Raw genomic sequence first — 24,759 nt, forward strand, 5'->3', positions numbered from 1 at the left:
CGGCCCGGGTCACCCGGTGACGCCCACCACCAGCCAGATGAAGGCCGCGCCCGCGACCGTGCACAGCAGGGTGGAGCGGGCGGGGTGCTCGTGGTGGGCCTCGGGGAGGATCTCCGCCGCGGCGAGGTACAGCAGTGCGCCGCCGAACAGGCCGAGATAGCCGCCGAGGACGCCCGCCGGGACGGTCAGGAACGTGGACGCGGCGGCTCCGGCGACGGGGGCGACCGCGTCCGCGAAGAGCATGGCCAGGGCCTTGCGGCGGGCGTTGCCGTACAGGCTGGCGAGGGTGAAGGTGTTGAAGCCGTCCGCGAAGTCGTGGGCGATGACGGCGAGCGCGACCGCGGTGCCCATCCCGTCGCCCACCTGGAACGACGCGCCGATCGCCACGCCGTCCATCAGGCTGTGGCCCACCATCGCCGCGGCCGCCGTCAGGCCCACCTCGGGGGCCCTGTGGCGGTGTTCGTCCGCTCCGTGCGAGGCGCGGCGGGCCGCCAGCAGGCGTTCCACCAGATGGGCGAGGAGGAAGCCGGCCAGGAACAGCAGGAGCGCGGCCGGGACGCCGTGGACCTCGGTGCCCGCCGCCCGCAGTGCCTCCGGCAGCAGGTCCAGGCAGACCACGCCCAGCATCAGCCCGCCGGCCAGGCCCAGCACCAGATGGCGGCGGTCGGTCACGCGCTGTGCCGTCCAGCCGCCGGCCAGCGTCATCAGGAACGCGCCGAGCGCGACGAAGACCGCCATAGGGCCTTGCTATCGGATCGACCCGCCTTCCCGCACGTCCGACAGCCACCACCGCAGTACTCGTAGGAGAGGACCGATTCCCATGGCCGATGCCCCCACCGGCAAGGTGACCTTCGTCGGTGCCGGCCCCGGCGCCGCCGACCTGCTGACGTTCCGCGCCGCGCGAGCCATCGCCGAGGCCGACGTCGTGATCTGGGCCGCGAGCCTGGTCCAGGCGGAGGTCCTCGAACACGCCCGCGAGGACGCCGAGATCCTGGACTCGGCGACCATGTCGCTGGAGGACGTCGTCGCGGTGTACCGACGCGCGTTCGAGGAGGGACTCCGGGTGGCCCGGATCCACTCCGGCGACCCGGCCCTGTGGGGCGGCACGCAGGAGCAGCTGGACCGCTGCCAGGAGATCGGCATCGCGACCGAGGTCGTGCCGGGCGTGTCCTCCTTCTCCGCCGTGGCCGCGCTGGCCCGGCGCGAGCTGACGATTCCCGAGGTCGCGCAGTCCGTGGTGCTGACCCGGCTGGGCGGGGGCAAGACGCCGATGCCGCCCGGCGAGGAGGTCCGCGAGTTCGCCCGCCACGGCACCACCATGGCGATCTTCCTGTCGGCGGCGCGCAGCGGGCAGCTGGTGCGGGAGCTGCTGGAGGGCGGCTACCCGACGAGCACCCCGGTGGTGATCGCGTACCAGGCGACCTGGCCGGAGGAACTGGTCGTGAAGTGCACGATCGGCACGCTGGAGGAGACCGTCAAGGAGCACCGGCTCTGGAAGCACACGCTGTTCCTGGTCGGCCCGGCGCTGGACGCGCACGGGACGCGTTCGCACCTGTACCACCCGGGGCACTTCCACGGCTACCGCAAGGCCGACCCCGAGGCGCGGCGGGCGCTGCGCGAGCAGCGGGCGAAGAATTGATCACCGTCGTCGGTGCGGGGACCGGGGCGCCGGTGCCCGCGGACGTCCTCGCCGGTGCCGCGCTGGTCGTCGGCGGGCGGCGGCACCTGGACGCCGTACGGCTGCCCGAGGGGGCGCGGCGGGTGGTGCTCGGTCCGCTGGCGCCCGCGCTGGACACCATCGCCGGGTACGTCGGCAAGGAGCTGCCGGTGGTCGTGCTGGCGTCCGGTGACCCGGGGTTCTTCGGGATCGTGCGGGCGCTGGCCGAGCGGTTCGGGTCCGGTCTGCTGGACGTGCGGCCGGGGGTGTCCTCCGTGGCCGCCGCCTTCGCCCGGATCGGGCTGCCCTGGGACGACGCGGTCGTGGTCAGCGCGCACGGCCGGGACCTGCGGACGGCGGTGAACGTGTGCCGGGCGCGGCCGAAGGTGGCCGTGCTGACCGGGCCGGGCGCCGGTCCGGCCGAGCTGGGGGCCGCGCTCCCCGGTGACCGGACCCTGGTCGTGGCGAGCGCGCTCGGCGATCCGCAGCGGGAGCGCGTGGAGCGGGTGACGGCCGCCGAGGCGGCGGCGCGGGACTGGGGCACGGCGGTGAGCGTGGTGCTGTGCCTGGACCGGGCGCGGGCGCTCGGCGCGGTGCGGACGGTGGCCGGGGTGCCCGGCGCGCCGGACCGGTGGGCCCTGGAGGAGGACGCCTTCACGCACCGGGACTCGATGATCACCAAGTTCGAGGTGCGGGCGCTGGCCCTGGCCCGGCTGGGGCCGCGCCTGGGCGACCTGGTGTGGGACGTGGGCGCCGGGTCGGGCTCAGTCGCGGTGGAGTGCGCGCGGCTCGGCGCCGCCGTCGTCGCCGTGGAGAAGACCCCGGACGGGGTGGCGCGCATCCGTGCCAACGCGGAGGCCCACGGCGTCGGCGTGGACGTGGTGCACGGCTCGGCGCCGGACGCCCTGGCGGGGCTGGCCGGCGATCCCGACGCGGTGTTCGTCGGCGGCGGGGGCCGGGAGCTGCCCGCCGTGGTGGGCGCGTGCGCGCGGCGGGCCCGGCGGACGGTCGTCGTCGCCATGGCCGCGCTGGACCGGGTGCCGGCGGCCCGGCAGGCGCTGGCGGAGGCCGGGTTCACCTGCGACGGGGTGCTGTTGCAGTCCTCGCGTCTCGCGCCGCTGCCGGGGGACGTCACCCGGCTCGCCGCCACCAATCCTGTGTTCCTGCTGTGGGGCGTGAGAACCCCGGTGTCTAGTGAAGGAGTAGTCCAGTGATCGGCCTGATTTCCGCCACCGCGGCGGGGGCGGCGGCGCGGGACCGGCTGGCCGCGGCCTGGCCGGGGCGCACGCGCGCCTACGAGGGTCCCGTCGGGGAGGCCGTACGGGCCGCGTTCGCGGAGTGCGAGCAGCTGGTGTGCTTCCTGGCGACCGGAGCAGTGGTGCGGCTGCTCGCGCCACTGCTCGCCGGCAAGGCGGCCGACCCGGGTGTGGTGTGCGTGGACGAGGGCGGCCGGTTCGCGGTGGCGCTGCTCGGCGGGCACGGCGGCGGCGCCAACGCGCTCGCCCGCGAGGTGGGTGCGGTGCTGGGCGCCGAGCCGGTGGTGACGACCGCCACGGACGCCGCCGGGCTGCCGGGCCTGGACATGCTCGGGCTGCCGTACGAGGGGGCGGTCGCCGCGGTCTCCCGGGCGCTGCTGGACGGCGAACCGGTCGCGCTGGAGGCGGAGGTGGCGTGGCCGCTGCCGCCGCTGCCGGTCGCGCCCGAGGGTGCGTACACGATCCGGGTGACCGACCGGGCCGTCGCGGCGGGCGAGCGGGAGGTGCTGCTCAGGCCGCCGTCGCTGGTGGTCGGGGTCGGCGCGTCGAAGGGCGCCCCGGCCGAGGAGGTCCTCGGTCTGGTCGAGGAGGCGCTGCGGGAGGCGGGCCTGTCGCCGCGGTCGGTCGCCGAGCTGGCCACCGTGGACGCCAAGGCCGGGGAGCCGGGCCTCGTGGCCGCCGCCGAACGGCTCGGGGTGCCCCTCGTGACGTACTCCGCCGGGGAACTGGCGGCGGTCGAGGTGCCCAACCCGTCCGAGGCGCCCCTCGCGGCCGTCGGCACCCCGTCGGTCGCGGAGGCCGCCGCCCTGGTCCGGGGCGGTGAACTCCTCGTCCCCAAGCGGAAGTCGGACGCGCGGCCGGCGATGGCGACCTGTGCGGTCGTACGGCGCCCGGGGCGCGGGCGGCTCGCGGTCGTCGGCCTCGGGCCGGGCGCCCGGGACCTGCTCACCCCGCGCGCGGCGGCCGAGCTGCGGCGGGCGTCGGTGCTGGTCGGGCTCGACCAGTACGTGGACCAGATCCGCGATCTGCTGCGGCCCGGCACCCGGGTGCTGGAGTCGGGGCTCGGCGCGGAGGAGGAGCGGGCCCGGACGGCGGTCGCGCAGGCCCGCGAGGGGCACGCGGTGGCGCTGATCGGCAGCGGGGACGCGGGCGTGTACGCCATGGCCTCCCCGGCGCTCGCCGAGGCCTCGGACGACATCGAGGTGGTCGGGGTGCCCGGGGTGACGGCCGCGCTGGCCGCCGGGGCGATCCTGGGCGCGCCGCTGGGCCACGACCACGTGTCCATCAGCCTGTCCGACCTGCACACGCCCTGGGAGGTCATCGAGCGCCGGGTGCGCGCGGCGGCCGAGTCGGACCTCGTCGTCACCTTCTACAACCCGCGCTCCCGGGGCCGCGACTGGCAGCTGCCGAAGGCGCTGGGCATCCTCGGCGAGCACCGGGACGCCGGCACTCCGGTGGGCGTCGTCCGCAACGCCTCCCGCCCCGACGAGTCCGGCCGGGTCACCACGCTGGGCGCGCTCGACCCCGCGACGGTCGACATGATGACGGTCGTGACGGTGGGCAACACCGCGACCCGGAACATCGCCGGGCGCATGGTGACGCCGCGCGGCTACCGCTGGCAGGAGGACCCGAAGTGAACCGCGTCGTCCACCCGATCGAGCAGGAGTCCTACCGGCGGCTGCGCGCCCGCCTGGACACCTCGCACTTCCCGCCGCTGACCCGGGCGGTGGTGGAGCGGGTCATCCACTCCGCCGCCGACCTGGAGTACGCGAACGACCTCGTCATGGACGAGGGTGAGCTGGTGGCCGCGCACGCGGCGCTGCACGCCGGGGCGCCGGTGGTCGTGGACGTCGAGATGGTGGCCGCCGGGATCACCCGGCGCGAGACCGTCTGCCGGCTGAGGGACGCGGTGGCCGGGCCGGGTCTGACCCGGTCGGCGCACGCGATCCGGCTCGCGTACGAGCAGGTCGGTCCCGGCGCCCTCTGGGTGATCGGCAACGCGCCGACCGCGCTGGAGGAGCTGCTGACCCTGGACGCCGCCCCGGCACTCGTCATCGGCCTGCCCGTCGGCTTCGTCGGCGCGGTCGAGTCCAAGGCCGCGTTGCGGATGAGCGGGCTGCCCGCCGTGAGCAACGTGTCCGAGAAGGGCGGGTCGGCGGTCGCGTCCGCCGCGCTCAACGCCCTGCTGTACCACCCCGCCGCACACTCTGAGGAGAACGCGTGACCACCCCGCCCGCCCTGCTCATCGCCGGCCACGGCACCCGTGACGACGCCGGCGCCGAGGCGTTCCGCGCCTTCGTCCGGGAGCTGGGGCGCCGCCACCCCGGGCTGCCCGTCGCCGGCGGCTTCATCGAGCTGTCCCCGCCGCCGCTGGGCGAGGCCGTCACCGAGCTGGTCGAACAGGGCGTACGCCGGTTCGCCGCCGTGCCGCTGATGCTGGTGTCCGCCGGGCACGCCAAGGGTGACATCCCGGCGGCGCTGGCCCGTGAGAAGGAGCGGCACCCGGGCATCTCGTACACCTACGGCCGTCCGCTGGGCCCGCACCCGGCGCTGCTGGGCGTGCTGGAGCGGCGGCTGGACGAGGCGCTGGGCGGCACGGACCGCTCGGAGGCGACCGTGCTGCTGGTCGGGCGCGGCTCCACCGACCCCGACGCCAACGCCGAGGTGTTCAAGGCGGCGCGGCTGCTGTGGGAGGGCCGGGGGTACGCCGGGGTGGAGACGGCGTTCGTGTCGCTCGCGGCGCCGGACGTGCCGAGCGGGCTGGACCGGTGCGCGGCACTGGGGGCGCGGAGGATCGTCGTGCTCCCCTACTTCCTGTTCACCGGCATCCTGCCGGACCGGGTGCGCCGGCAGACCGAGGAGTGGGCCGCCGCGCACCCGGGGACCGAGGTGCGCTCGGCCGACGTCATCGGGCCCGAGCCGGAGCTGCTGGACCTGGTGATGGAGCGGTACGAGGAGGCCGTCAAGGGCGATCTGCGCATGAACTGCGACTCGTGCGTGTACCGGATCGCGCTGCCGGGCTTCGAGGACAAGGTGGGGCTGCCGCAGCAGCCGCACTTCCACCCGGACGACGACGACCACCACCACGGGCACGGGCACGGGCACCACCCTCACGGGGGGCACTCGCACAGCCATGCGCACTGAAGCGACCGGCGGGTCCGGGCACGACCTGCGGCACCACGGGGACGCGGAGGTGCGGGACGACGGGGCCGCGTTGGTCGACCTCGCCGTCAACGTCCGCGCGGACACGCCACCGGCGTGGCTGCGGGAGGAGATCGCCGGCTCGCTGTCGTCGCTCGCGGCCTATCCGGACGGGCGGGCCGCGCGGGCGGCGGTCGCGGCGCGGCACGGGCTGCCGGTGGAGCGGGTGCTGCTGACAGCGGGCGCGGCGGAGGCGTTCGTGCTGCTCGCCCGTGCGCTGAAGGTCCGCCGGCCGGTCGTCGTGCACCCGCAGTTCACCGAGCCGGAGGCCGCGCTGCGGGACGCCGGGCACACCGTGGACCGGGTGCTGCTGCGGGAGGCGGACGGGTTCCGGCTGGACCCGGCGGCCGTGCCGGAGGACGCCGACCTGGTGGTGATCGGCAACCCCACGAATCCGACGTCGGTGCTGCATCCGGCGGAGGCGGTCGTCCGGCTCGCCCGGCCGGGGCGGACGCTGGTGGTGGACGAGGCGTTCATGGACGCGGTGCCGGGCGAGCGGGAGGCGCTGGCCGGGCGGACCGGTGTGCCGGGGCTCGTCGTGCTGCGCAGCCTCACCAAGACCTGGGGGCTGGCCGGGCTGCGCATCGGGTACGTGCTGGCCGCGCCCGAGGTGATCGCCGAGCTGGAGCGGGCCCAGCCGTTGTGGCCGGTGTCGACACCGGCGCTGGCGGCCGCGCGGGCGTGTGTGGCGCCGAGGGCGCTGGCGGAGGCGGGGCACGCGGCACACCGCATCGCCGGGGACCGGGCGCACCTGGTGGCCGGGCTGGCCGCGTTCGCCGCTCGCGGGGTGCGGGTGGTGGGGGCGGCGCAGGGGCCGTTCGTGCTGGTCCGCATGCCGGGCGCGGCCGGGGTACGACGGCGGCTGCGGGAGCTGGGTTACGCGGTGCGCCGGGGTGACACGTTCCCGGGGCTCGGTCAGGAGTGGGTGCGGGTCGCCGTGCGGGACCGTGCGACCGTGAACGGGTTCTTGCGGGCGCTGTCGTCCGCCCTCGATCCGCCGGCCCACCCACCCGTGCCGCCCGGCTGAGCAGCCTGGCCACCGACCGGCGCGGACGAGACGGGACCGGTCACGCGCGCCGCCGGCGTGACCGCCCCCGGCCACCGCCAGGTGACCGCTCCCCCCAGCCGCCGCCCCCGTCAGCCCTTCCGGCGTCGGGCCACGGCGACCGCTCCCCCGCCCGCGAGCAGCAGGGCGAGTGCGCCGCCCGCGATGTACGGGGTCGCCGAGCTGCCGCCGGTCTCCGCGAGGTCCGCCGCGGCGGGGGCGCCCTGCGGGCGGGGGCCGGCGGGCGGGGTCACCGGGGACTCGCAGGTGGCCTTGGCCAGGGTGACCGTGCCCTCGACGTCGGCCACGTTCAGCTTCAACGGGTTGACGGAGACCTTGAGTTCGAGGGCGGTCGCGGCGGCCGTACGGGTCGTGGTGCTCCGCCGGGACAGGTCGAGGCGGACCTCGCCGACGCCGGGCACCTTCACCTCGGTCGGTCCGCCTGCGGTGAGGGTGACGCGCTTGCCGAGGACGGTGACGGCGCCGAGGACGTTCGCGGAGGCGACCGGTGCCTCGCCGGCCGCACAGGTCGCCCTGGCGGTGATCGTGTCGGCCTTGATCAGGGACAGCAGGGGCAGGCCGGGGACGTGCAGCTCGGCGTGGGCGACCCGGACCGAGCCCTCGGCGCGCCGCGCGGTCACCGTGGCCCTGGCCTGGGCGGCGTCCGCGCCGAGGACGGTGAACGGCTTGCCGCCGTTCACGCCGTCGAGGCGGGCGGACAGCGCGGTCCGGTCGGCGCTCGCCGGTGCCTGGACCTCGTTGAGGGAGACCGCGAGCGGGACGTGCACGGTCTTGTCGAGCAGGGACACGCCGAGCCCGGTGCGCAGGACGACGGCGGAGGCGCGACCGTGGGCACCGGTCGCGTGCGCGGCGCCCGCGCCCCCCAGGACCACGGGCGCCGAGGCGAGGGCCGTGGCCGTCGCGAGGACGGTGAGACGGCGTGCGGACATGCGGAAGTTGTTGCTGTTCACGGCGGTGGGACCCCCAGACGGAACCTGCTTGGGACCCGTCAACCTTGTCCCCGGTGTGGGTGAACGGTCAGCGATCCGGGGTTACTTCACTCAAACGTGGATTTTCCGCAAGCCGATTCGATTCCGGGGCGAAATCGACGGCATCACGGGAACGTCTACTCGACCACCCGTCCGTTCAGCACCACCCGCCGGGGCGCCGCCAGCACCCGCACGTCCGCCCGGGGATCGGCCTCGTACACCACGAGGTCGGCCGGGGCGCCCTCCTCCAGCCCGGGGCGGCCGAGCCAGGCGCGGGCCGCCCAGCTGGTGGCGGCGAGCGCGTCGACCGGCGGGATGCCGGCGGCGACCAGTTCGGCGACCTCCTCCGCGACCAGCCCGTGCGGCAGCGTGCCGCCGGCGTCCGTGCCGACGAAGACCGGGATGCCGGCGTCGTAGGCGGCGCGCACGGTGTCGTAGCGCCGCTCGTGCAGCCGGCGCATATGCGCGGACCAGCGCGGGAACTTCTTCTCGCCGCCGTCCGCGAGCCGGGGGAAGGTGGCGATGTTGACGAGGGTCGGGACGATCGCGACGCCCCGCTCGGCGAACAGCGGGATCAGGTCCTCGGTGAGGCCGGTGGCGTGCTCGATGCAGTCGATGCCCGCCTCGACCAGGTCGCGCAGCGAATTCTCGGCGAAGCAGTGGGCGGTGACCCGGGCGCCGAGCCGGTGGGCCTCGGCGATGGCCGCCTCCACCGCCCCGCGCGGCCAGCAGGGGGCCAGGTCGCCGAGGTCGCGGTCGATCCAGTCGCCGACCAGCTTGACCCAGCCGTCGCCGCGCCGGGCCTCCCGGCCGACGTAGGCGACCAGGTCGTCCGGCTCGATCTCCCAGGCGAAACCGCGGATGTAGCGGCGGGTGCGGGCGATGTGCCGGCCCGCCCGGATGATCTTCGGGAGGTCGTCGCGGTCGTCGATCCAGCGGGTGTCGGAGGGCGAGCCCGCGTCGCGGACCAGCAGGGTGCCCGTCTCCCGGTCGGTGAGCGCCTGCTTCTCCGCCGTGTCCGCGTCGACCGGGCCCTCGGCGCCCAGGCCCACGTGGCAGTGCGCGTCGACCAGGCCGGGCAGCGCCCAGCCCTCGACGGTGGTGATGTCGCGGGCCCCGGCGGGGCGTTCGTAGCAGACGCGGCCCCCGACCACCCACAGCTCGTCACGGACGTCGTCCGGCCCGGCCAGGACCCGGCCCTTCACGTGCAGCACCGCACCATCGCTCATGCCCGCACCCTAACGACCTACGGCTCGGACGTCCCCACCTGGCCGGAGGTCTCCTCCTCGACCTCGGCCATCGCCGGGTCGAGGAGCCGGGAGAGGAAGTGCCGGGTGCGCTCGTGCCGCGGGTCGCCGATCACCCGCTCCGGGCTGCCGTCCTCGACAATCACACCGCCGTCCATGAAGACGACCCGGTCGGCGACCTCGCGGGCGAAGGTCATCTCGTGCGTGACGACCATCATCGTCATGCCCTCCCGCGCGAGCCGGCGCATGACGGCGAGGACGTCGCCGACCAGCTCCGGGTCGAGCGCGGAGGTCGGCTCGTCGAAGAGCATCACCTCGGGGCCCATGGCGAGCGCGCGGGCGATGGCGACGCGCTGCTGCTGGCCGCCGGAGAGGGAGGACGGGTAGGCGTCCGCCTTCTCGGAGAGGCCGACGCGGGCGAGGTTCTCGGCGGCGACGCGCGCGGCCGTCTCCTTGTCCCGCCCGAGGACGCGGCGCTGCGGCAGCGTGAGGTTCCCGGTGACGTTCAGGTGCGGGAAGAGGTTGAACTGCTGGAAGACCATGCCGATGCGGCGGCGTACGGCGTCGATGTCGACGTCGGGGTCGGTCACCTCGGTGCCGCCGACGAAGACCTGGCCCCTGGTGGGCTCCTCCAGCAGGTTCACGCAGCGCAGCAGCGTGGACTTGCCGGAGCCGGAGGGGCCGATGACGCAGACGACCTCGCCCTGGCCGATCTCCAGGTCGATGCCGCGCAGCACCTCGTTGTCGCCGAAGGACTTGTGCAGTCCGCGGACCTCGATCTCCGGGCGGCTCACCGGATCGCCTCCTGGGCCTTGGATTCCATACGGCGCACGACGAAGCTGAGCGGGATGGTGACCAGCAGGTAGCACAGGCCCGCGACCAGGATCGGCGTGGAGTTGGCGGTCGTACTGGCGAGGTCGCGGCCGAACTTGGACAGTTCCCGCTCCTCCAGGGTGACACCGAGGAACAGCACCAGCGAGGAGTCCTTGAAGAGCAGGACGAGTTCGTTGGTGAGCGGCGGCAGGATGATCCGGAAGGCCTGCGGGACGATGATGGAGACCATGGCCTTCGCGGGCGAGAAGCCGAGCGATCGGGCCGCCTCCATCTGTCCCTTGGGCACGGCCTGGATGCCGGCCCGGATGGTCTCCGCCATGTACGCGGCGGAGACCAGGCCGAGCGCCAGGGCGACCTTCCCGTAGGTGCCGCCCGGGATCTCCGTGCCGGGGAAGGCGAGGGGCACGGCGACGCCGACGAAGATGAAGATCAGCAGGGCGGGCAGCCCGCGGAAGATCTCGATGTAGACGCTCGCCAGCCAGCGGTAGGGGCCCACGGAGGACAGCCGCATCAGCGCGAGGAGCATGCCGAGGACGAGTCCGACGACGAAGCCGGACAGCGTGTAGAGCACGGTGTTCTTCAGCGCCAGCGTGATGACGTCCGGGAACATCTGCTTCGCGATGTCCGCCTGGGCGAACTGGTTCTGCAGCCGGCCCCAGTCGGCCGTGACCGCGAAGGCGATCACGGCGGCGGCGAAGACGGCGTACTGGACACCGCGTGACAGACCGCGCTTCTGACGCCGGGTCAGTCCCTTCTTCTTCGGCTGGAGGGCTGTGTCCGTGTCGGTCATGAGGCGGCGGGAGAGGCGACGGAGGCCTCGTACGGGCCGATCCACTGCTCGTAGATCTTCTTGTAGGTGCCGTCGGCCTTGGCGGTCCTGATCGCCTTGTTGACGGCGTCGAGCAGCGCCTTGTTGCCCTTCTTCACGGTGAAGCCGTACTGCTCACCGGTCTTGAGGTTGTCGACGACCTTGAACTTGTCCGCGTTGGCCTTGTCCTTCAGCCAGCCCTGGACGACCGGGTAGTCGATGACGACGGCCTGGACCTGGCCGGTGCGCAGGCCGTTGAGGACGGCGTCGGAGGACTCGAAGGAGATCGGGTCGTAGCCCTTGCCCTTGACGTAGTCCTCGCCGGTGGTCTGCGCCTGGGCGCCGAGCTTCTTGCCCTTGGCCTTGACGTCGGCGAGCGAGCCGATCCCGCTGTTCTTGTCGACGAGGACGGCCTGGGTGGCCTCGAAGTACGGGTCGGAGAAGTCGACGTTCTTCTTGCGCTCGGCGGTGATGGTCATGCCGGCGGCGGCCAGGTCGCACTCGCCCGAGTTCAGGAAGGCGCCCGTCTTGAAGTTCTCGAAGGGCGTGTCGAGGATCTGCTGCTTGACGCCGAGGTCCTTGGCGACGAGGTCGATGAGGGAGACGTCGAAGCCCTGCACCTTGCCGTTCACCTCCGACTGGAACGGCGGGTACGGCAGGTGGGTGCAGGTGGTCAGCTGACCGGCCTTGACCAGGTGGACGCCCTTGACCGTGGTCTTGCCGCTCCCCGAGTCGCTGGAGGAGCAGCCGGCCGCGACGAGCACGAGTGCGGCGGTCGCGGTGGTAGCGGCCAGGAGGCGGGTCCGGCGCCCGACGAGCGTTTTCATGGGGGAGGTCTCCTGTCGGGGAACTAAGGGTTCCGATTATAAGGACGGGTTTGAGTCTCTCAAATCAAACCCATGGCCAGGCGGGCCCCCGACCTAAGATCGGGGGAGTCGGCCCCCGAGAGACGAAGAGAGCACCGCCGTGACCCACCCCTTCCTCGACCTGCCCCCGCTGACTGCCGAGCGTTTCGCCGCCATCGAGGACGGGGTGGCCCGGCTGCTGGACACCCGCCAGGACGTCCTGATCACCCAGGGCGAGGCGCTGCTGCCGCTGGAGGGCGCGATCCGCGCGGCCGCCGGTCCGGGCACGGTGGCCCTGAACGTGATCACGGGCCCCTACGGGCAGACCTTCGGCAACTGGCTGCGCGACGCCGACGCCACGGTGCACGACCTCTCGGTCCCCTTCCACACGGCGGTGACCGCGGCGCAGGTCCGCGAGGCGTTCGCCGAGCACCCGGAGATCGACTTCGTGTCGCTGGTGCACGCCGAGGCGGCGACCGGCAACACCAACCCGGTCGCGGAGATCGGCGAGGCGGTGCGGGAGCGGGGCGCCCTGTTCTACCTGGACGCGGTGGCCTCCGTGGGCGCCGAGCCCGTGCTGCCGGACGCGTGGGGCGTGGACCTGTGCGTGATCGGGGCGCAGAAGGCGATGGGCGGCCCGGCGGGGGTGTCGGCGATCTCGGTGAGCGAGCGGGCGTGGGCCCGGATGGCCGCCAACCCGAACGCCCCGCGCCGCTCCTACCTGTCCCTGCTCGACTGGAAGGAGCGCTGGATCGACGCCGGCCGCAAGGCGCTGCCGCACGCTCCGGCGCAGCTGGAGATGCTGGCGCTGGAGGCGTGCCTGGAGCGGATCGAGTCGGCGGGCCTCAAGTCGGTGATGGCCCGGCACCGGCGCGCGGCGCTGGCCTCGCGGGCCGGCGCGGTCGCACTGGGCGGGGGTCTGGAGCCGTATGTGTACGAGGAGAGGGACGCGGCACCGGTCGCCACGACCCTGCGGGTGCCGTCCGGCGTGGTGGCCTCCGACCTGGTGGCCCGCGCCCTGGCGACGAACCCCGCCCTGCCGCTCGCGGCGGGCGGCGGCGCCCTGGCCCGGGAGATGATCCGCGTCAACCACTACGGCCCCGACGCGACGCAGGGCGCGGTCCGGGACTCCCTGGCGGCACTGGGCGCGGCGCTCGCCGAGCAGGGCGTGCCGGTGGACCCGGCCGCCGCCCGCGCGGCAGTGGAGCACGCCTGGTGCTGACCGGCGGTCCGCGGTCATCCCGGGAGGGCGACGGAACCCGGGACGGGACGAAAATGGCTCGCGCACACCGCGCGGGCCGTTTTCACATCTTGAATTCCAATTACTTTCACAAACTCCGCCAATTCTCCGGGCGATAGCTTCCCGTCTTCTTCTGCCCGCTTTTTGCAGGGCTAAACAACGGAGTTTGCCGACGCGTTTCCCGGGCTTTGCAACCTGTGACACACTCCACAACGAGTGTGATTTGTACGGATTTGATGCGGGACATCACGGACATTTCGCCGATCGAGCGAGAACCCCTCGCGTTCGCTCCCGTGCATTTTCGAATTCGCCTCGCTAAATTCGTGCCGCATGACTGCCGCACCCGCAGACCTGCTCATCGAACAACCGGCGACGACCGACGGAGCCGCGCTCTGGCGTCTCGCCAAGGAATCGAAAACCCTCGACGTCAACTCCTCCTACAGCTATCTGCTGTGGTGCCGGGACTTCGCCGGCACCTCGGCGGTGGCGCGCGGCGCGGGCGGGGAGCCGGTCGGCTTCGTCACCGGATACCTGCGGCCGGACCGCCCCCGCACGCTGCTCGTCTGGCAGGTGGCCGTCGACCCCGCCCACCGGGGCCACGGCATCGCCGCCAAGCTGCTGGACGGGCTGACCGCCCGGCTCGTCGCCGAGCGGGGGATCACCGGGATGGAGACCACCATCACGCCCGGCAACACCGCTTCCGAGCGGCTGTTCACCTCCTTCGCCGAGCGGCACGGCGCACAGGTGACCCGCGAGGTGCTGTTCCCGGCCGAACTGTTCACGGACGGCCCGCACGACCCCGAAGTCCTTTACCGCATCGGCCCGTTGACCGACTCCACCGCCCACTGAGGAGCGAATCACCGTGACCATCACCCAGCCCGACCTCAGCGTCTTCGAGACCCTGGAGTCCGAGGTGCGCAGCTACTGCCGCGGCTGGCCCACCGTCTTCGACCGCGCGCAGGGCAGCCGGATGTACGACGAGGACGGTCATGCGTACCTCGACTTCTTCGCCGGCGCCGGCTCGCTCAACTACGGCCACAACAACCCCGTGCTCAAACGGGCGTTGATCGACTACCTGGAACGGGACGGCGTCACCCACGGCCTGGACATGTCGACCACGGCCAAACGCACCTTCCTCCAGGCCTTCCAGGACCTGGTCCTGCGCCCGCGCGACCTGCCGTACAAGGTCATGTTCCCGGGGCCGACCGGCACCAACGCCGTCGAGTCGGCGCTGAAGCTGGCGCGGAAGGTGAAGGGCCGCGAGGCGATCGTGTCGTTCACCAACGCCTTCCACGGCATGTCGCTCGGCTCCCTCGCCGTGACCGGCAACGCCTTCAAGCGGGCCGGAGCGGGCATCCCGCTGGTGCACGGCACGCCGATGCCGTTCGACAACTACTTCGACGGCACGGTCCCGGACTTCCTGTGGTTCGAGCGGCTGCTGGAGGACCAGGGCTCCGGGCTGAACAAGCCCGCCGCCGTGATCGTGGAGACCGTGCAGGGCGAGGGCGGCATCAACGTGGCCCGGCCCGAGTGGCTGCGCGCGCTGAAGGAGCTGTGCGAGCGGCAGGACATGCTGCTGATCGTCGACGACATCCAGATGGGCTGCGGCCGTACCGGCGCGTTCTTCTCCTTCGAGGAGGCCGGCATCACCCCGGACATCGTCACCGTGTCGAAGTCGATCAGCGGCTACGGGCTGCCGATGTCGCTGTGCCTGTTCAAGCCCGAGCTGGACGTGTGGGAGCCGGGCGAGCACAACGGCACCTTCCGCGGCAACAACCCCGCCTTCGTGACCGCCACCGCCGCCCTGGAGACGTACTGGACCGACGGCTCGGCCATGGAGAAGCAGACCCGCACCCGGGGCGAGCAGGTCGAGCGGGCCCTGATCTCCATCACCGAGGAGAACCTGGCCGACGTCAGGGAGTACCGCGGCCGCGGACTCGTGTGGGGCCTGGAGTTCCACGACACCTCCCGCGCCTCCCGGGTCGCCCGCCGCGCCTTCGAACTCGGGCTGCTGATCGAGACGTCCGGCCCCCAGGGCGAGGTCGTCAAGCTGCTGCCGGCCCTGACCATCACCCGCGACGAACTGGACGAGGGACTCAGCGTCCTCGCCCGCGCCGTCCGCGAGACCGCCTGACCCCACCCAGCAAGGAGGAAGCGCAACTCATGATCGTCCGTTCGTTCAAGGACGTCGAAGGCACCGACCGGCACGTCAGGGCGAAGTCCGGCACCTGGGAGAGCAAGCGGATCGTCCTCGCCAAGGAGCGGGTCGGCTTCTCCCTGCACGAGACCATCCTGTACGCCGGGACCGAGACGTCGATGTGGTACGCCAACCACGTCGAGGCCGTCGTCTGCACCAGGGGCGAGGCGGAACTCACCGACCAGGAGACCGGGAAGACGTACACCATCACCCCCGGCACCATGTACCTCCTCGACGGGCACGAGCGGCACACGCTGCGCGTCAAGGAGGACTTCCACTGCATCTGCGTGTTCAACCCGCCGGTCACCGGCCGGGAGGACCACGACGAGAACGGCGTCTACCCCCTGCTCACCGAGCCCGAGGAGGTGTGAGAACCCATGACCACCGCCACCGTGAGGGACCTCTACCCGACCCGCGGCACCACCGAGGTGACCGTCCCCCGCCAGGACCCCGTCGTCTGGGGCGCCCCCGACACCCCGGGCCCGATCGCGACGGCCGACCTCCAGGCGTACGAGCGGGACGGCTTCCTCGCCGTCGACCAGCTCATCGGTCCGGACGAGGTCGAGGTCTACAAGCGTGAGCTGGACCGGCTGGTCGCCGACCCGGCGATCCGTGCCGACGAGCGCGCGATCGTGGAGCCGAAGTCCAAGGAGATCCGCTCGGTCTTCGAGGTGCACCGGATCAGCGAGGTGTTCGCGAACCTGGTGCGCGATCCGCGCGTGGTCGGCCGCGCCCGGCAGATCCTCGGCTCGGACGTGTACGTCCACCAGTCCCGGATCAACGTCAAGCCGGGCTTCGGCGCGAGCGGCTTCTACTGGCACTCGGACTTCGAGACCTGGCACGCCGAGGACGGCCTGCCGAACATGCGCACGGTGTCCGTCTCCATCGCGCTGACCGAGAACCACGACACCAACGGCGGCCTGATGATCATGCCGGGTTCGCACCGGACGTTCCTGGGCTGCGCCGGTGCCACGCCGAAGGACAACTACAGGAAGTCCCTGCAGATGCAGGACGCGGGCACGCCGTCGGACGAGGCGCTGACCGCGCTGGCGGGCGAGTACGGCATCCGGCTGTTCACCGGCAGGGCCGGCTCGGCGACCTGGTTCGACTGCAACGCCATGCACGGCTCCGGCGACAACATCACGCCGTTCCCGCGCAGCAACGTCTTCATCGTGTTCAACAGCGTGGAGAACGCGGCGGTGGAGCCGTTCGCGGCGCCGGTGCGGCGGCCGGAGTTCATCGGGGCGCGGGACTTCACCCCGGTGCGGTGACCCCCGGCCACCGGGCCGGGGCCTCCTCGTGCGGGACGGGAGGCCCCGGCCCGGTCGGGTCAGCCGGACAGCGCCTCCAGCAGCCGGTCCACGTCGGCGGCCGTGTTGTAGAGGTGGAAGGCCGCGCGCAGGTTGCCCGCGCGGTCGGAGACCTCGATGCCCGCCTCGCTCAACCCGGGCTGCCGGGAGCCCAGTCCCGGGACCGAGACGATCGCCGACCCCGGGGCGGGCACCGGCTCGTGGCCGAGGCCGGCGAGACCGGCGCGGAACCGGTCGGCGAGGGCGGTGTCATGGGCGTGCACGGCGTCCACCCCGAGTTCCTCGATCAGCTCCAGCGAGCGCCGCAGTCCCGCGAAGGTGAACAGGGCGTGGGTGAGGTCGAACCGCCGGGCGGAGCGGGCGAGCTCGGCCACCGGGCCGTAGCAGCTGTCCCACGGCCGCTCGGCCGCGACCCAGCCGGCGAGCAGCGGGGTCAGCCCGCCGAAGTCCTCGGGGACGGTGAGGAAGGCGGCGCCGTGCGGGCCCAGCAGCCACTTGAAGGAGACGCTCGCGGTGAAGTCGTAGGCGTCCGCCTCCACCGGGAGCCAGCCGGCGGCCTGGGAGAAGTCGACGTAGGTGCGGGCGCCGTGGGCGCGGGCGGCCTCGCGCAGAGCGGGCAGGTCGGCGATCCGGCCGTCGGCGGACTGGGCGGCGCTGACCGCGACGAGCGCGGTGCCCGGCCGGACGGACTCGGCGATCCGCTCCAGCGGGACCGTGCGGACCTTGAGGTCGCCGCGGACGTGGAAGGCGTTGAGCACGGAGGTGAAGTCGTCCTCGGCGGTGAGGACTTCGGCGCCCGCCGGGAGCGAGGCGGCGATCACACCGGTGTGCGCGGCGACCGAGGCGCCCGCCGCGACCCGGGTGGCCGGGACGCCGGCGAGCCGGGCGAACGCGGCCCGGCTGGACTCCACGTCCTCGTACAGCGCGGTCAGCGGCCGGCCCTCGGCCCGCAGCAGCGCCGCCTCCTGGAGGGCGGCGACGGTGCGGGCCGGCAGCAGGCCGTTGCTCGCGGTGTTGAGGTAGATGCTCTTCGGGGTGAACTCGGCGCGGACGAGGCGGTCGAACGTCTCCGTGGTCTCCATGGGTCCACTCTGCGGCCCGGGGAACCACGCGTCCATCGCGAACTTGTACGTGGTTCCTCTTAGCGGCGCTTATACGACCGCACCGACCTGCGCTTTCAGCCCTGCTGCGGCACCGCGCACCCGTCCGGCCCGCACGCCTGGGCGTCACCCTGCTCGACGAGCCTCAGCGGCGAGCGCTCGCCCCAGGCCTGGGTGAGCGCCTGGGTGAAGACCTCGGCGGGCTGGGCGCCGGAGACCCCGTACGTCCGGTCGAGGACGAAGAACGGCACCCCGGTCGCGCCGAGCTGGGCGGCCTCGCGCTCGTCGGCGCGGACCTCGTCGGCGTAGCGGGCGGGGTCGGCGAGCACCGCGCGGGCGGCGTCGGCGTCCAGTCCCGCCTCGACGGCCAGCTCCACCAGCCGTTCGTCGCCCTCGGTGAAGACGGACCGCTCCTCGGCGAAGTTCGCCCGGTAGAGGATCTGGATCAGCTCGTCCTGCCGGCCCCGCTCCTTGGCGAAGTGCAGCAGGCGGTGCATGTCGAAGGTGTTGCCGTGGTCGCGGTCCCGGGTGCGGTAGTCCAGGCCCTCGGCGGCGGCCTGGGCGGCCAGGTTGTCCTCGCCCGCCTGGGCCTGCGCCTCGCTCATGCCGTACTTCGCGGTCAGCATGGTGATCACCGGCTGGACGTCGCCCTTGGCGCGGCCGGGGTCCAGTTCGAAGGAGCGGTGCACCACCTCGACCTCGTCGCGGTGCGGGAAGGCAGCCAGCGCCTTCTCGAAGCGGGCCTTGCCCACGTAGCACCAGGGGCAGGCGATGTCGCTCCAGATCTCGACGCGCATGTCTTCGGCTCTCTCCAGGTCGTACGGGCGCGGGGGCTCTCCCCGACCGGTGCGTGAACGTTCAAGCAGCCGGTTTCATTCCCGTTCCGCCGCCTCCCCCGAACCTCAGCCGCCGTCCCGCAGGTCGCCCGGCCCGCCGGGCCGGAACGCGATGTGGTCGTAGGTCACCGCACACCCCTCCCCCACCGGCGACTGCGCCATGAACCCGACGAGCGCGGCATCCGCCTCCTTCTCCTCCCCCAGGGTGAAGAACCGGACGAAGGTCCAGCGCACGCCGTCCCGGGAGGCGTGGAAGGCGAAGGCCCGCCCCGTCCGGCTGACCCGCAGCCACACCGAGTCCCCGTCCACCGTGAAGGAGTTGGCGTCGTCGGAGCGCCCCCGGGTGACCACCGTGCACACGGTGGGCACGTCCGGGGAGTACTCCAGACAGAGCTTGGCCCAGGCCCGCTCGCCCGCGTGGACGTACAGCACCCCGGCGTCGAACGCGTCCCGGAACCCCACACGGACCCGGGCGCTCAGCCGGAAGTCCCCTTCCGGCGGCGCGCCGAGCAGCCGGGGCGCGTCGGAGGCGGGTTCCAGCGCGTCGCCGTCGGGCGGCACGAACCGGTCCTGACGCGGCCCGGCCCGCCCGGTCAGCACACCGTCCCGGTAGGACCAGTCACCGTCCGGGCCGTGCGCTTCCAGGGGGAAGGGAACCTCGGGAATGTCCACGTCCGTCAACCTCTCCTCGCCCTCGTTCGGCGTTACCGCTCCAGCACCCCGTTGAACCGCCGCGGAAGCCCCAGGGGGTTGTCGTCCTTCAGCTCGTCCGGCAGCAGGGCCTCGGGCGCGTTCTGGTAGACGACCGGCCGCAGCCACCGCTCGATGGCGGTGCCGCCCACGGACGTCGACGTGGACGTGGTGGCCGGGTAAGGCCCCCCGTGATGCTGCGCGGGCGCCACCGCGACCCCCGTCGGCCAGCCGTTGACCAGCACACGCCCGGCGAGCGGCGTCAGCTCGGCCAGCAGCTCCGGGCCCCGTCCCCGCCCGGCGGCCTCGTCCGAGGACACCTGGACGGTCGCCGTCAGGTTGCCCGGCAGCCGCGACAGCACCGCCATGGCCTCGGCCTCGTCCGCGTAGCGGGCCACCACGGTGACCGGCCCGAAGCACTCCTCCAGCAGCAGGTCGTACGCGCCCTGCGTGGCCAGCTTCTGTGCCGGCACCGTGAGGAAGCCGGCGCTGACCGCGTGTTCGCCGCCCGCGCCCGGGGTGACCGGCGACTCCACGTCCGGCAGCCCGGCGCGCTCGGCGACCCCGGCGACGAAGTTGTCCCGCATGCGGTGGTCGAGCAGCACCCCGGCGTCGGTGTCGCTGACGGCGTCGGTCAGGGACTTCACCAGCCGGTCGCCGGACGCGCCGGACGGCACCAGCACCAGGCCGGGCTTGACGCAGAACTGGCCCACGCCGAGGGTCATCGACCCGGCGAGCCCGCCGCCGATCTCCTCGGCCCGCTCGGCCGCGGCGGCCTCGGTGACCAGGACCGGGTTCAGCGAGCCGAGTTCGCCGTGGAACGGGATCGGCACCGGGCGCGCGGCGGCGGCGTCGAACAGCGCCCGTCCGCCCCGGACCGAACCGGTGAAGCCGGCCGCGGCGACCAGCGGGTGCTTGATCAGCTCGACGCCCGCCTCGAAGCCGTGCACGAGTCCGACGACGCCCTCGGGGATGCCGTGTCCGGCGGCGGCCCGGCGCAGCACCTTGGCGACCAGCTCGGACAGGGCCGGGTGGTCGGGGTGGGCCTTGACGACGACCGGGCAGCCGGCGGCCAGCGCGCTCGCGGTGTCGCCGCCGGCGACGGAGAAGGCGAAGGGGAAGTTGGAGGCGGAGTAGACGGCGACGACGCCGAGCGGCACCTTGTAGCGGCGCAGGTCCGGGACGGGCGGGGTGGCGGTGTCGTCGGGGTGGTCGATGATGACGTCGAGGAAGGCGCCCTCGTCGACGATGCCGGCGAAGGCCCGCAGCTGGTAGCTGGTGCGGGCGAGTTCGCCGGTCAGCCGGGCGGGACCGAGCGCGGTCTCGGCGTCGGCGGTCTCGACGAGGCCGTCCTTCGCCGCGTCGAGGCCCGCGGCGGCCGAGCGCAGGAACGCGGCGCGGACCGCGCGGTCGGTGAGGGCGTCGCGCGCGGCGTGGGCCGCCCGGACGGCCGCGTCCACCTCCTGGGCCGTGGCCTCCACCGCAACCTGTTCACGCTGCTTCCCGGTGCGCGGGTCGACACTCCAGACTGGTGCTGCTGCCACCGCGGGTCCCTCCCAGTAAAGGCCGCATTGTCTACGACGATCCAGGCTCACCCATCAGCCGCGTTCGATATACTGAACGCTGTCTCTGATGATGAATATGCTGCTCGGAGACTATATAACTCAGGTCCTGTCGAACGAAGGGGTCAAGGGCGATGACGGCAGGCGACACAGGGGGCGGGGCGCAGGTCAAGTCCGCGGTACGGACCGTTGAGCTGCTCGAATACTTCGCCGGCCGGCCCGGTATGCACTCCCTCGCTGCCGTCCAGGAGGCCGTGGGGTATCCCAAGTCCAGCCTGTACATGCTGCTGCGCACGCTCGTGGAGCTTGGCTGGGTGGAGACGGACGCGACGGGCACGCGGTACGGCATCGGGGTGCGGGCGCTGCTGGTCGGTACGTCGTACATCGACGGCGACGAGGTGGTGGCCGCCGCCCGCCCGACCCTGGACCGGCTCTCCGACGACACCACGGAGACCATCCACCTGGCCCGGCTCGACGGCACCAACGTGGTCTACCTGGCCACCCGCCAGTCCCAGCACTACCTGCGGCCCTTCACCCGCGTCGGCCGCCGGCTGCCGGCCCACTCCACCTCCCTCGGCAAGGCGATCCTCGCCAGCTACACCGACGAGCAGGTGCGCAAGCTGCTGCCGGAGACGCTGCCCGCGCTCACCGAGCACACCATCACCGACCGGGAGAGGCTCATCGAGGAGCTGCACCAGGTACGGGAGCAGGGCTTCGCCGTCGACCGCGAGGAGAACACGCTGGGCCTGCGCTGCTTCGGCGTGGCGATCCCGTACCGCACGCCCGCGCGGGACGCCATCAGCTGCTCGGTGCCGGTGGCCCGGCTGACCCCCGCGCACGAGCAGATGATCAAGGACGCGCTGTTCGACGCGCGGGACCGGCTGACGCTGGCGACGCGCAGGCTCTGACCCCGCCGGCCGCGGTCCGGGGCCGTAGGCTCGGCGGCATGGAGATCACGCTGCGAGCCGTACGGGACGGCGATCTGCCGGCGTTCTACCGGCAGATGACCGACCCGGAGGCCCTCCGGATGGCCGCGTTCGGCCCGGAGGACCCGTACGACCCGGAGGCCCTCGCGGCCTACTGGCAGCGCGTACGGAACTCCTCCGACGTGCTGCGCACGGTCCTGGCCGACGGGGAGGTGGCCGGCAACGCGGCCGTCTACGGCGTGGCCGGCGAGCGCGAGGTGACCTACTGGATCGACCGCGCCTACTGGGGCCGGGGCGTGGCGACGGCCGCGCTGCGGGCCCTGCTCGCCGAGGTTCCCGAACGGCCGCTGTACGCGCGCGCCGCGGCCGACAACCACGCGTCGCTGCGCGTCCTGGAGAAGTGCGGCTTCCGCGAGGCGGCCCGCGCCCGGGGCTACGCGAACGCGCGGGGCCGGGAGATCGAGGAGGTCGTGCTGATCCTGGGGGCCTCCTGAACGCGGGCCGCCATGGGCGCCGCACGGCATGAACGCCGGATGAGAAAAACGGTCGTACGGGAACGATCGCCCCCGTACCGATCGTCTTCCCAGCGGGATGAACAAGACGATCAGGCGGGCGTCCGTCTTCGCGCTGCTGCTCGTGCTCGCCCTGCTGGTCAGGGCCACGTGGTTGCAGTTCTACGACGGCAAGGCCCTCGCGGACGACAACGACAACCGGCGGAACGCGATCGCGACCTACTCGCGGCCCCTCGGGAACATCATCGTGGCCGGCAAAGCGATCACCGGCTCCACGCGGACGAAGGGGAGCGACCTCGCGTACAGACGGACGTACACGGACGGCGAGCTGTACGCGGCGGTGACGGGTTACGCCTCGCAGGCCTACGCCCCCACCCAGCTGGAGGGCGTCTACAAGGACCTGCTCAACGGCACGGACAACCGGCTGAAGACCGTGCTGGACACCGTGACCGGCGAGCGCGCCGAACCGGGCGACGTGCTGACGACGATCGACCCGGCGGTGCAGAAGGCGGCCTACCGCGCGCTCGGCGACAAGAAGGGCGGGGCCGTCGCGATCGACCCGAAGACCGGCAGGATCCTCGCCGTGGTGTCGACGCCGTCGTACGACCCCTCCGCGCTCACCGACGCGAACACGGCCGGCAAGGCGTGGAAGACGCTCAACGCGGACAAGGACAAGCCGCTCACCAACCGCGCGCTGCGCCAGCCGCTGCCCCCGGGCTCGACGTTCAAGCTGGTGGTCGCGGCCGCCGCGCTGGAGGACGGGCTCTACAAGAACGTGGACGAGCCCACCGACAGCCCCGATCCGTACCGGCTGCCGGGTACGGTGCGCGACCTGGCGAACGAGAGCAAGTCCGCGCCCTGCCGCGACGCCACGATCCGCGTCGCCCTGCGGTACTCGTGCAACAACGTCTTCGGTCACATGGCCGTCCAGCTCGGCCAGGACAAGGTGAAGGCCATGGCCGAGAAGTTCGGCTTCGACGACGACGCGCAGGACGTTCCGGTGCGGGCCTACGCCAGCGTGTACCCGTCCGGCATGGACCAGGCGCAGACCGCGCTGTCCGGCATCGGCCAGTTCGACGTCACCGCGACCCCGCTCCAGATGGCCATGGTGTCCGCGGCCATCGCCAACGGCGGCAAGCTGGTCTCGCCGCACATGGTCTCGCAGATCACCGACAGCGGCGGCGATGTGCTGAAGGACTATGACGACAGCGCCGGCACCAAGGAGATCGTCAGTTCCGCCACCGCCGAGCAGCTCCGGTCGGCGATGGAGACGGTGGTCAAGGACGGCACCGGCACGAACGCGCTGATCGACGGGGTGACCGTCGGCGGCAAGACCGGTACCGCCCAGCACGGCGAGAACAACAGCCAGACGCCGTACGCCTGGTTCACCTCCTACGGCAAGTCCGACGGCAACGGCAAGGAGGTGGCCGTCGCGGTCATGGTGGAGCAGTCGGACGCGGCCCGCTCGGAAGTGAGCGGCAACGGCCTGGCGGCGCCGGTGGCCAGGGCGATGATGCAGGCGGCCCTGAAGTAGACGGAGGCCGGGGTGGCCGGGGGCCGCGCCTACGCGGTGAGCGGCGGCTTCGCCCCGCACGGCGGCTCATCGGCCCGCGGCTCGAACGCCCGGAACCCCGCCGCGGCACGGTGCTGCCGGTGGCGGGGGCCGGGTACGAGCGGCTGCCCAGGAGGTGCGGACGGGCTCAGCCGACGAAGTACGTCGGGTTCGGGAGCTTGTACGTCCGGTCGGCGTGACCGCCGTCGAGGTCCGAGTACTGGTCGCCGAAGTTGGCGATGATCTCGTACCCCAGGTCGTCCTCGATGTGCTCGCGCGTCCCGGACTTGTACTGCACGGTCGTGCAGTTCCAGGTGCCCGGGGTGGCGCAGTCCTTGAGGTAGGCCGGCGGGTTGGCCTTGTCCTTGAGGAACACGTGGCCGGCGTCGAGGTTCACGTCGGCGCCGACCTTCTTCAGGTTCTCCACGGCGGCGGCGCGCTGGGCCTCGCTGAGGCCGGAGTTGTAGAAGACCTCGACGCCCCTGGACGCGGCGTACCGCACGAGCTCCGGGCTGCCGAAGACGGCGGGCCGGTCGGCGCGGTTCACGTAGTCGTTCCAGGTGCCGGAGTTGTACGTGTAGTTGTACCGCTTCTCGTAGTCGAGGCTGAGCAGCAGCGTGTCGTCGATGTCGAAGACGACGGCCGGCTTCTCGCCCCTGTGGTGCGCCTTGCGGGCCGCCTTGTCGATGTAGCTCCTGGCGTCGCTGTCCAGCCGCGCCAGGTCCTTGGCGTACGGGCTGTCCGGGGACGCCTGGTAGACGCCGTCGCTGTCGGCGGTGGTGCCGTAGTAGGTGTCGATGTCCTTCACCAGGACCCCGATGTTGTACGGCTCGTGGGTGGAGTTGGCCGTCGACTGACCGGCGCCGGCCGCGCCCGCGCCGTACAGCGCCGCACCGGCGACGACACAGGCGGCGCCGGCCGCCACCGCCTTGAGGGACTTCCGCATGAATGC

General features: G+C 72.9%; 25 protein-coding genes. 14 read left to right on the forward strand and 11 right to left on the reverse strand.

What is annotated here, in order from left to right:
* Positions 1–9: 9 nt before the first annotated feature.
* Positions 10–738, reverse strand: a complete 729-nt coding sequence (locus ACZ5DC_RS21665) for a ZIP family metal transporter (protein WP_468655011.1) — start codon at positions 736–738, stop codon at positions 10–12.
* Positions 739–820: 82 nt separating this feature from the next.
* Between ACZ5DC_RS21665 and cobM the strand changes: the two genes are divergently transcribed.
* The 6 genes from cobM to cobC are packed head-to-tail and all read left to right on the forward strand — an operon-like array spanning position 821 to position 7,141.
* Positions 821–1,639: a precorrin-4 C(11)-methyltransferase gene (gene cobM, locus ACZ5DC_RS21670; protein ID WP_468655013.1), complete on the forward strand. Its 819-nt coding sequence runs from the start codon at positions 821–823 to the stop codon at positions 1,637–1,639.
* Complete coding sequence (gene cbiE / locus ACZ5DC_RS21675) at positions 1,636–2,871, forward strand: precorrin-6y C5,15-methyltransferase (decarboxylating) subunit CbiE (RefSeq protein WP_468655015.1); 1,236 nt, start codon at positions 1,636–1,638, stop codon at positions 2,869–2,871. Before cobM ends, cbiE begins: the two co-directional genes overlap by 4 nt.
* A complete protein-coding gene (gene cobJ, locus ACZ5DC_RS21680; RefSeq protein ID WP_468655017.1) occupies positions 2,868–4,550 on the forward strand; it encodes a precorrin-3B C(17)-methyltransferase in 1,683 nt (560 codons plus the stop codon). The genes cbiE and cobJ overlap by 4 nt, the downstream gene beginning before the upstream one ends.
* A complete protein-coding gene (locus tag ACZ5DC_RS21685; protein WP_468655019.1) occupies positions 4,547–5,137 on the forward strand; it encodes a precorrin-8X methylmutase in 591 nt (196 codons plus the stop codon). The genes cobJ and ACZ5DC_RS21685 overlap by 4 nt, the downstream gene beginning before the upstream one ends.
* The gene (locus ACZ5DC_RS21690) at positions 5,134–6,057 is read left to right on the forward strand and encodes a sirohydrochlorin chelatase (protein ID WP_468655021.1); all 924 of its coding nucleotides are present in this window, start codon (positions 5,134–5,136) and stop codon (positions 6,055–6,057) included. The genes ACZ5DC_RS21685 and ACZ5DC_RS21690 overlap by 4 nt, the downstream gene beginning before the upstream one ends.
* Positions 6,047–7,141, forward strand: coding sequence for an Rv2231c family pyridoxal phosphate-dependent protein CobC (gene cobC, locus ACZ5DC_RS21695; protein ID WP_468655023.1), 1,095 nt, complete (start codon positions 6,047–6,049; stop codon positions 7,139–7,141). Before ACZ5DC_RS21690 ends, cobC begins: the two co-directional genes overlap by 11 nt.
* Positions 7,142–7,251: 110 nt before the next feature.
* On the opposite strand, the gene ACZ5DC_RS21700 is transcribed toward cobC, so the two are convergent.
* The 5 genes from ACZ5DC_RS21700 to ACZ5DC_RS21720 form a co-directional block, all read right to left on the reverse strand.
* The gene (locus ACZ5DC_RS21700) at positions 7,252–8,130 is read right to left on the reverse strand and encodes an SCO1860 family LAETG-anchored protein (RefSeq protein ID WP_468655025.1); all 879 of its coding nucleotides are present in this window, start codon (positions 8,128–8,130) and stop codon (positions 7,252–7,254) included.
* Between the two features lie 155 nt (positions 8,131–8,285).
* On the reverse strand, positions 8,286–9,377 hold the full coding sequence (locus tag ACZ5DC_RS21705) for an amidohydrolase family protein (protein WP_468655027.1): 1,092 nt from the start codon (positions 9,375–9,377) through the stop codon (positions 8,286–8,288).
* A gap of 17 nt (positions 9,378–9,394) precedes the next feature.
* Positions 9,395–10,189: an amino acid ABC transporter ATP-binding protein gene (locus ACZ5DC_RS21710; RefSeq protein ID WP_366753705.1), complete on the reverse strand. Its 795-nt coding sequence runs from the start codon at positions 10,187–10,189 to the stop codon at positions 9,395–9,397.
* Positions 10,186–11,019 carry an amino acid ABC transporter permease gene (locus ACZ5DC_RS21715; RefSeq protein ID WP_468655030.1) on the reverse strand — a complete coding sequence of 278 codons (834 nt, stop codon included), beginning with the start codon at positions 11,017–11,019 and terminating at the stop codon, positions 10,186–10,188. Before ACZ5DC_RS21715 ends, ACZ5DC_RS21710 begins: the two co-directional genes overlap by 4 nt.
* Positions 11,016–11,864, reverse strand: coding sequence for a transporter substrate-binding domain-containing protein (locus ACZ5DC_RS21720; protein WP_366753703.1), 849 nt, complete (start codon positions 11,862–11,864; stop codon positions 11,016–11,018). Before ACZ5DC_RS21720 ends, ACZ5DC_RS21715 begins: the two co-directional genes overlap by 4 nt.
* Before the next feature lie 139 nt (positions 11,865–12,003).
* Here ACZ5DC_RS21720 and ACZ5DC_RS21725 point away from each other — a divergent pair, with 139 nt between their 5' ends.
* From ACZ5DC_RS21725 to thpD, 5 genes are all read left to right on the forward strand, one after another.
* A complete protein-coding gene (locus tag ACZ5DC_RS21725) occupies positions 12,004–13,104 on the forward strand; it encodes a pyridoxal-phosphate-dependent aminotransferase family protein (RefSeq protein WP_468655032.1) in 1,101 nt (366 codons plus the stop codon).
* A gap of 348 nt (positions 13,105–13,452) precedes the next feature.
* Positions 13,453–13,971, forward strand: a complete 519-nt coding sequence (gene ectA, locus ACZ5DC_RS21730; protein WP_468655034.1) for a diaminobutyrate acetyltransferase — start codon at positions 13,453–13,455, stop codon at positions 13,969–13,971.
* Between the two features lie 13 nt (positions 13,972–13,984).
* On the forward strand, positions 13,985–15,256 hold the full coding sequence (gene ectB / locus ACZ5DC_RS21735; protein ID WP_468655036.1) for a diaminobutyrate--2-oxoglutarate transaminase: 1,272 nt from the start codon (positions 13,985–13,987) through the stop codon (positions 15,254–15,256).
* A 29-nt stretch (positions 15,257–15,285) separates the two neighbouring features.
* Positions 15,286–15,690, forward strand: coding sequence for an ectoine synthase (locus ACZ5DC_RS21740; protein ID WP_366753699.1), 405 nt, complete (start codon positions 15,286–15,288; stop codon positions 15,688–15,690).
* A 6-nt stretch (positions 15,691–15,696) separates the two neighbouring features.
* Positions 15,697–16,590 carry an ectoine hydroxylase gene (thpD, locus tag ACZ5DC_RS21745; protein ID WP_468655038.1) on the forward strand — a complete coding sequence of 298 codons (894 nt, stop codon included), beginning with the start codon at positions 15,697–15,699 and terminating at the stop codon, positions 16,588–16,590.
* A 59-nt stretch (positions 16,591–16,649) separates the two neighbouring features.
* Here the strand turns inward: thpD and ACZ5DC_RS21750 are convergent, their stop codons facing one another.
* From ACZ5DC_RS21750 to ACZ5DC_RS21765, 4 genes are all read right to left on the reverse strand, one after another.
* The gene (locus tag ACZ5DC_RS21750; protein ID WP_468655040.1) at positions 16,650–17,711 is read right to left on the reverse strand and encodes an aminotransferase class V-fold PLP-dependent enzyme; all 1,062 of its coding nucleotides are present in this window, start codon (positions 17,709–17,711) and stop codon (positions 16,650–16,652) included.
* A gap of 95 nt (positions 17,712–17,806) precedes the next feature.
* The gene (locus ACZ5DC_RS21755) at positions 17,807–18,526 is read right to left on the reverse strand and encodes a DsbA family oxidoreductase (RefSeq protein WP_468655042.1); all 720 of its coding nucleotides are present in this window, start codon (positions 18,524–18,526) and stop codon (positions 17,807–17,809) included.
* A 105-nt stretch (positions 18,527–18,631) separates the two neighbouring features.
* Complete coding sequence (locus tag ACZ5DC_RS21760; RefSeq protein WP_468655044.1) at positions 18,632–19,246, reverse strand: DUF1349 domain-containing protein; 615 nt, start codon at positions 19,244–19,246, stop codon at positions 18,632–18,634.
* Between the two features lie 23 nt (positions 19,247–19,269).
* Positions 19,270–20,799, reverse strand: a complete 1,530-nt coding sequence (locus ACZ5DC_RS21765; protein ID WP_468655046.1) for an aldehyde dehydrogenase (NADP(+)) — start codon at positions 20,797–20,799, stop codon at positions 19,270–19,272.
* A gap of 152 nt (positions 20,800–20,951) precedes the next feature.
* Between ACZ5DC_RS21765 and ACZ5DC_RS21770 the strand changes: the two genes are divergently transcribed.
* From ACZ5DC_RS21770 to ACZ5DC_RS21780, 3 genes are all read left to right on the forward strand, one after another.
* Positions 20,952–21,725, forward strand: coding sequence for an IclR family transcriptional regulator (locus ACZ5DC_RS21770; RefSeq protein WP_366753693.1), 774 nt, complete (start codon positions 20,952–20,954; stop codon positions 21,723–21,725).
* Positions 21,726–21,763: 38 nt separating this feature from the next.
* Positions 21,764–22,237, forward strand: a complete 474-nt coding sequence (locus ACZ5DC_RS21775) for a GNAT family N-acetyltransferase (protein WP_468655048.1) — start codon at positions 21,764–21,766, stop codon at positions 22,235–22,237.
* A gap of 97 nt (positions 22,238–22,334) precedes the next feature.
* The gene (locus ACZ5DC_RS21780; RefSeq protein WP_468655050.1) at positions 22,335–23,789 is read left to right on the forward strand and encodes a peptidoglycan D,D-transpeptidase FtsI family protein; all 1,455 of its coding nucleotides are present in this window, start codon (positions 22,335–22,337) and stop codon (positions 23,787–23,789) included.
* Positions 23,790–23,955: 166 nt separating this feature from the next.
* On the opposite strand, the gene ACZ5DC_RS21785 is transcribed toward ACZ5DC_RS21780, so the two are convergent.
* Entirely contained in the window at positions 23,956–24,753 is a 798-nt protein-coding gene (locus ACZ5DC_RS21785; RefSeq protein ID WP_468655052.1) for an HAD family acid phosphatase, read from the reverse strand.
* Positions 24,754–24,759: the final 6 nt, after the last annotated feature.

Source organism: Streptomyces sp. NPDC031445 (assembly GCF_055581365.1).